Source organism: Arthrobacter sp. 35/47 (genome assembly GCF_000520475.1).
Taxonomy (GTDB): Bacteria; Actinomycetota; Actinomycetes; order Actinomycetales; family Micrococcaceae; genus Arthrobacter_D; species Arthrobacter_D subterraneus.
On sequence record NZ_KI914582.1, the window covers coordinates 126816 to 132963 of the forward strand.

General features: G+C 66.1%; 8 protein-coding genes. 3 read left to right on the top strand and 5 right to left on the bottom strand.

All coding sequences use genetic code 11. From position 1 onward, the window contains the following. The 3 genes from X803_RS21270 to X803_RS0102155 all read right to left on the bottom strand — a co-directional run. A partial coding sequence (locus X803_RS21270) for a thiamine-phosphate kinase (RefSeq protein ID WP_035777513.1) occupies nt 1–657 on the bottom strand: 657 nt, incomplete at its 3' end. Nucleotides 658–808: 151 nt separating this feature from the next. After that, the gene (locus X803_RS0102150; protein ID WP_026543840.1) at nt 809–1474 is read right to left on the bottom strand and encodes a DedA family protein; all 666 of its coding nucleotides are present in this window, start codon (nt 1472–1474) and stop codon (nt 809–811) included. Next, entirely contained in the window at nt 1449–2498 is a 1050-nt protein-coding gene (locus X803_RS0102155) for an LCP family protein (protein ID WP_026543841.1), read from the bottom strand. Before X803_RS0102155 ends, X803_RS0102150 begins: the two co-directional genes overlap by 26 nt. Before the next feature lie 122 nt (nt 2499–2620). Between X803_RS0102155 and X803_RS0102160 the strand changes: the two genes are divergently transcribed. From X803_RS0102160 to X803_RS0102170, 3 genes are read left to right on the top strand one after another with little or no spacing between them, the layout of a single operon-like run. Next, nucleotides 2621–3871 carry an MFS transporter gene (locus tag X803_RS0102160; protein ID WP_026543842.1) on the top strand — a complete coding sequence of 417 codons (1251 nt, stop codon included), beginning with the start codon at nt 2621–2623 and terminating at the stop codon, nt 3869–3871. Nucleotides 3872–3909: 38 nt separating this feature from the next. Then, nucleotides 3910–4401, top strand: coding sequence for a DUF3515 domain-containing protein (locus X803_RS17260; protein WP_035777515.1), 492 nt, complete (start codon nt 3910–3912; stop codon nt 4399–4401). 36 nt (nt 4402–4437) lie between these two features. Further along, nucleotides 4438–5364 carry an aldose 1-epimerase family protein gene (locus X803_RS0102170; protein ID WP_026543843.1) on the top strand — a complete coding sequence of 309 codons (927 nt, stop codon included), beginning with the start codon at nt 4438–4440 and terminating at the stop codon, nt 5362–5364. A 12-nt stretch (nt 5365–5376) separates the two neighbouring features. Here the strand turns inward: X803_RS0102170 and X803_RS0102175 are convergent, their stop codons facing one another. Together X803_RS0102175 and X803_RS17265 are read right to left on the bottom strand one after the other, a co-directional pair. Further along, nucleotides 5377–5811 (bottom strand): SRPBCC family protein, encoded by a 435-nt coding sequence (locus X803_RS0102175; RefSeq protein ID WP_026543844.1) that lies wholly within the window; start codon nt 5809–5811, stop codon nt 5377–5379. Between the two features lie 9 nt (nt 5812–5820). Next, a partial coding sequence (locus X803_RS17265) for a substrate-binding domain-containing protein (RefSeq protein WP_035777517.1) occupies nt 5821–6148 on the bottom strand: 328 nt, incomplete at its 5' end.

Genomic DNA, 6148 nt, shown 5'->3' on the forward strand with positions numbered 1-6148 from the left:
CCCCGCCTGCAGCGGCGGACGCGGCCTGCACTGGCATTCGACGAGCCGGAGAAGGTCCGCTCCGAGCGATTCATAGCCGTGGGACGATTCAAGCAGCGCCAATCCGGCTGCCGCGCGTCCCACGGTTCCGGCGAGGACGACGACGTCTCCCGGCCGCGCCCCGGATCGGACCACCGGAGAACGGCCGCGCAATGAACCGGTGACTGCAGCGGTGACTGAGATTTCCGTGCCCCTCCCGAGGTCGCCTCCCACAACGGAGCAGGCGGACGCCCCGAGCTCCCTGATGGCGGCGGTGAGCCCGTCCGCAAGATCCTCGACCCAGCCGACGGCGGTGGCGCCGGGAAGCGTGAGGCTGACCACCAGCGAAGTGGCGTCACCGCCCATTGCGTTGATGTCGGAGAGGTTCTGGGCGGCAGCCTTCCAGCCGACGTCGAACCCGCTGGTCCGATAACCATTGGGCCACTGCAACCGGAAGTCCATGTCCTGGACCTGAGTGTCCACGGACAGCAGCACCCTGCCGTCCGGAGCCGCCACAAGCGCTGCGTCATCTCCGGGGCCGAGGAGCACTCCGGAGGGATCCCCGTGCGGGCTCTGCAGGCGCGGCAGGATCCGCTCAAGCAGGGCGGATTCGCTCAGCTGGGCAACAGTAAGTGGCATGATTCCACCGTACTTGGCACAGCAGACATTCCCGCGACGGGTGTGGACAACGCCACCGCATACAGCGCTGTCCCACACTGCGCCGCTGCACACGCAGTCGGACGAAGCCGCCCACCGCCAGATGCCGAAAGCCCACTGACTGAGTAAATCGCTAGCCCGCCCGCCGCCGTCGTATCCGCCGTCGGAGAAGCCACCCGACCAGCGCTGCAAGAGCCACGTAGAGGACGACGTCGAAGTACTGCGCGTACTGGTCCACCAGGTGGTACTGCGTTCCGAGAAAGTAGCCCAGCCCGATGAGCAGCACATTCCATAGCAGGCTGCCGGCAATGGTGAACAGGGCGAACGTGCGCAACGGCATGTGCTCGGCCCCGGCGGGCAGCGAGATCAGGCTTCTCACTCCCGGTATCAGGCGGCCGAAGAAGACGGCAGAGCGCCCGTGGCGCCTGAACCAGCCGGCCGCCCTCTCAAAATCCTCGCGGTCAACCAGCGGCAGCTTCGATAGGCCGCGCACCACGCGTTCCTCGCCCATTTTCGCGCCGAGGAGGTACAGGAGAACAGCGCCCAGGAAGCTTCCCGCCGTGGCCAGGCCGACCGCCAGGATGGCGTTCATCCTGCCCTGCTGCGACAGGAATCCGGCCAACGGCAGCACCACCTCGCTCGGAATGGGCGGAAATACCGTCTCAAGGAGCACCAGGACACCGACGCCGGCTTCACCGAGGGCGCTCATCACATCGGTGATCAGCCCGGCCAGTCCAGTCGGCTCCTGGAGCGCGCCGGAGCTCGCGCCGGAGCTACTGCGCGGGAGTGGAGGCGACATATTCGCCCAGTGTGCCCTGGTCGAGCGCTTCCGCAATGCGGCCGATCGCTTCATCGTCCTTGACGACGATGGACTGCCCGTCCGGTGCCGTGCCCACGCCCAGATTGGGGAGGGTGAAGAAGACGACGTCGTCGGAGCGGACCTGCCGCATGCCGAGCGCGAGGGATCCGAGCGTCACGGCGTCAAAGTCCTCGTCAACGCTGAGGTACGGTGAAATTTCATTCACCACGCGGCTCAGCCTCACCGGGTTGGTGAACGTCTCCGTGCTCAACAGCTCCGACATGACGCCCTTGATGAAGAGCTGCTGGTTCTGCACCCTCTGGTAATCACCATCGCTGAACGCCTGACGTTCGCGGACAAACTTCAGTGCCGATTCACCGTCGAGGGTAATGCTCCCCTGCTGGAACTCTTCCCCTTCCGTTCCCTCCGAGCGGAAGGCGATCGGGTTCTCCACGGTCACTCCGCCCAGTGCATCGGTGAGACCTTTGAAGCCTTCGAAGTCCAGCATCACCACATGGTCGACCGGGGCATCGAACATGGTCTCCACGGTCTGCACAACCAGCGGGACACCGCCGAGCGCAATGGCCGCGTTGATCTTGTTGTCGCCGTGACCGGGAATCTCGGTCCAGGTATCCCGCATGATCGACATCACGTAGACGGTCTGCCGGTCCTCAGGGATATGCAGGAGCATCATGGTGTCCGAGCGGGTATCCGCAGACCCTTCGCCGGGATTGCCTGCGTCGGCTGATTCGCCGGGCCGTGCATCACTGCCCATCAGCAGGATGTTCATGGCGCCTTCGGCGGCGGCGGTCCGCTCAGGCCGGGTGGATGCGTCCGGAAAGGCCGGCTCGATGGTGGTCGTCCGGGTTTCGAAGGCCACTGCCAGGCTGATCACATAGCCGGCCACCAACGCCGCCAGGGCCAGGACCACGCCCAGCAACACCAGCACGGTGGTGCGCAGCGGCCGCCGTCTTTTCGGCTCCCGCGGGCGCGGCGCGTCGTCATAATCGTTCTGCGTAGTCAAACGGAGTGCTCCCAGCGGATAGTCGGTGAGCCACCATGGTACCGAGCCGGCTTTCCCACACGGGCAGGCAGCAGTCGGGCGATGCGCTTGAGTTTCCCCAATCGCTGTGGAACTGTTCACCCATGGCAAGTGAATCGCTCAGGGTCGACGACCCGGCACAGGCACCCCTCGGTGCGCCGTACTGGAAGCTCTGGACCTCCTCCGGATTCTCCAACCTTGCCGACGGCGTGTTCAAGATTGCGCTGCCCCTGCTCGCCATCCAGTTCACTCAGTCGCCGACACTGATTGCGGGGCTCTCGTTCGTTGCCACCCTCCCCTGGCTCCTTTTTGCGCTGACGGCGGGTGCCCTGGCTGACCGGCTCGACCGCCGGCGCCTCATGCTGCTGGCCAACCTCACCCGGGCGGCGTTGCCGGCGCTGCTCATCGGGGTGATCCTTCTTGACCTCGGCTCGATCTGGGCGCTCTATGTGATTGCGCTTCTGGTGGGGGTAGCGGAAACGCTGTATGACACATCCGCCCAGTCGATCATGCCGCAGCTTGTGCACCGGGATCAGCTGGCACGGGCCAACGGCCGGCTCTACGCCGTCGAGCTTGCCACCAACCAGTTCATCGGTCCGCCGCTGGGTGGGCTACTGGTCGCTGCCGGCGTTCTCGGCGGCTTCGCCGTTCCCGCTGCCCTGTGGCTCGCCGCAGTTGGATCGCTGTTCCTCGTGCGCGGGAACTTCCGCATCGAGCGCGAGGAGAAGACCACCCTCCGCTACGACATCGCCGAGGGCCTGCGGTTCCTGTGGGACCAGAAGATCCTGCGTACGCTCGCCGTCATGACCGGCACCTTCAATTTCGCCTCGAGCGCCGCGTTTGCCCTGTTCGTGCTCTTCGCCGTCGGTCCGTCGTCGGCCATGCAGCTGACCGAGGTCGCTTTCGGTGTCCTCCTGACCACCTCCGCCATCGGCGCTTTCGCCGGCTCTTTCGTGGCCGGGTGGGCGGAACGGAAGCTGGGCCGCTCAAGGTCGCTTGCCCTGACGATTCTCGGAGGATCATTCTTCGTCGGAGCGCCGGCCCTCACCACCAACCCGTACATCCTTGGCTTCGTGTTCTTCATCGGCGGAGTGCTGGTCATGCTCTGGAACGTCATCACGGTCTCGCTGCGTCAGCGCATCACGCCGGACCGGTTGCTGGGACGGGTGAACAGCGCCTACCGCCTCCTCGCCTGGGGCACCATGCCGCTGGGTGCTGCAGCCGGCGGTCTGATTGCCCAGTGGCTGGGGCTCCAGGCGATGTTCGGGATCATGGGCCTGCTGACCCTCGCCCTGCTGGGGCTCATGCCGATTGTCACGGACCGGGCCATTGACGCGGCCGACGTCGCATCCTGACTCACGCCGCCCCCACTCCCGACGCTAGGCTGGGATGCATGCCCTTCTCCGCCCGCGCTGTTCGCCCTGCCGCGGGCGTACTGCTCGCACTGTCGCTGAGCGCCTGCTCACCCATCGTCGACGTCGATGCCGCCCCCGACGCCGCCAATCCCCGCTGCGCCGAGGTCATGATCTCCCTGCCCAACCAGGTTGCCGGGTACGAGTTGAGGGAAACCAACAGCCAGGCGACCGCCGCGTGGGGAGATCCCTCGCAGGTTGTGCTCCGGTGCGGGGTAGAAATCCCAGGACCCACCACCGATGCCTGTGCGTCCGTCAACGACGTCGACTGGGTCATCCGGGAGTCCCCCGACACGGACGTCTGGACCGCAGTAACCTACGGCCGCAATCCCGCGGTGGAGGTCCTGTTCGACCCCAACCAGGTCCCTTCCAGCACCGTGCTCGTCGATCTGAGCGTGCCCGTCACACGGATCGAACAAACGGAACAGTGTCTCAGCCTCAGCGACACGGTGGACCTGACCGACGAAGGCTAGCGCCGTCGTCGTCCCCTCGTTTTACACTGGGGCACGATGAAAACCACCGACTCCACTCCCCTTTCCGGTACCCAGTACACCCTCCAGCACGGTCCCTACACGGCCTGCGTGGCCAGCGTGGGCGCAACCCTGAGGTACTTCCGCCATGATGGCCGCGACCTTGTGGTCCCCTATGAAGCCGAGGAAATCCGCCCGTCCTTCCGCGGAGCGGTGCTGGTGCCCTGGCCCAACCGGGTGGTGGACGGCAAGTACACCTTCAACGGCGAAGCGCAGCAGTTGGCCCTGACGGAACCGCAGCGTTCCCACGCCATCCATGGGCTGCTGGGCTGGGTTGACTGGACGCTCGCGGACCAGAGCACTGAATCGGTCCGCCTGGCAGCAGCCGTTATCCCGCAGAAGGGCTACCCGTTCCGCCTCGAGATCGAAGTGCTGTACACGCTCGACGACGACGGCCTCACCACCACCATCACCGCAGCGAACCCCGGACCGTCCGCAGCGCCTTACGGATCATCGGCTCATCCCTACCTTGTCGCCGGAGAGGGGCTGGTGGATGACTGGACGGTCCAGGTGCCGGCGTCGAAGGTCCTGCAGGTGACCGAGGACCGGCTGATTCCCACCGAACTGACGGATGTGGCGTCGTCGCACTTCGACCTCCGCGAACCGCGCCTCATCGGCGACACTTTCCTTGACCACGCCTACACGGGCATCAATTACGACGACGGCGGCACCGCCACGGTGGCCGTGCACGCCGCGGACGGCCGCGGCGTCGCGATCACTTTCGACCGGACCTGCCCCTGGGTGCAGATCCATACGGCAGACAAGCCCAATCCGGCTGTGTCACGGCTCGGCCTGGCAGCTGAGCCCATGACGTGTCCTCCGGATGCCTTCAACTCCGGAACCGACCTCATTGTGCTGGAGCCGGGTGACATCCACTCGGCGGCCTGGCGCATCCACGCGCTGTAGCAGGAGCGGCCCTCAGACGAGCGACTGCAGCCGCTGCTTCATGCCGTTCAGTGCCGGATCCCGCAGCGAGTTGAACGCGGGCCGGAGCAGCGGCTGCAGCAGTTTCACCGGGCCCTTCATGCGGAACTGTGCCGTATAGGTCACTTCGCTTCCGCTGCCGGACGGTTTGACCTCGATCGAGTCGAACGCCTCCACGGTCCTGTTCTCGCCGCGGAGCTTGATGAACCCTGTGCCGAGTTCGATGACCTCGTACTCGATGGAGCTCCGCTTGCCACGGAACAGGGCCTCGGCGTGGTACCGGTGCCCCACTGCGACGGGCCCCTGCGACCGCTTCTCCACCACGGGAGTGCCCGGGTCCCACTCACTGGTGTGCTCGAACTGGGACAGGTAGGCGAAGGTGCGTTCGGGGGGAAGGTCGGTCTGCACGGAGCCGCTCACGGTGATCATCCACCCAGCCTACGGAGTCGCCGGAGGTGCTGAACAGGGGCCGGTGGAGGTGCGGACCAGAAACTCCGGGTGGATGGCAACCGAGGCGGGGGCCTCGTCCTTCACCACGGAGTCAATGGCCGCAGCGACGATGGCCGTCTCGTCCCATCCGAAGGTGGTCAGCTCCGGACTGACCAGGGGCGCCAGTTCGCTGTCGTCGAAACCGAGGATCGAGACGTCGCCCGGGATGGACAGGCCACGGTTCCGCGCAGCACGGTAGGCGCCGAAGGCAAGGGTGTCGCTCAGGCACAGCAGGGCCGTCGGGCGTGCCGGCAGTGCGAGGAGGATCGCCGCCGCC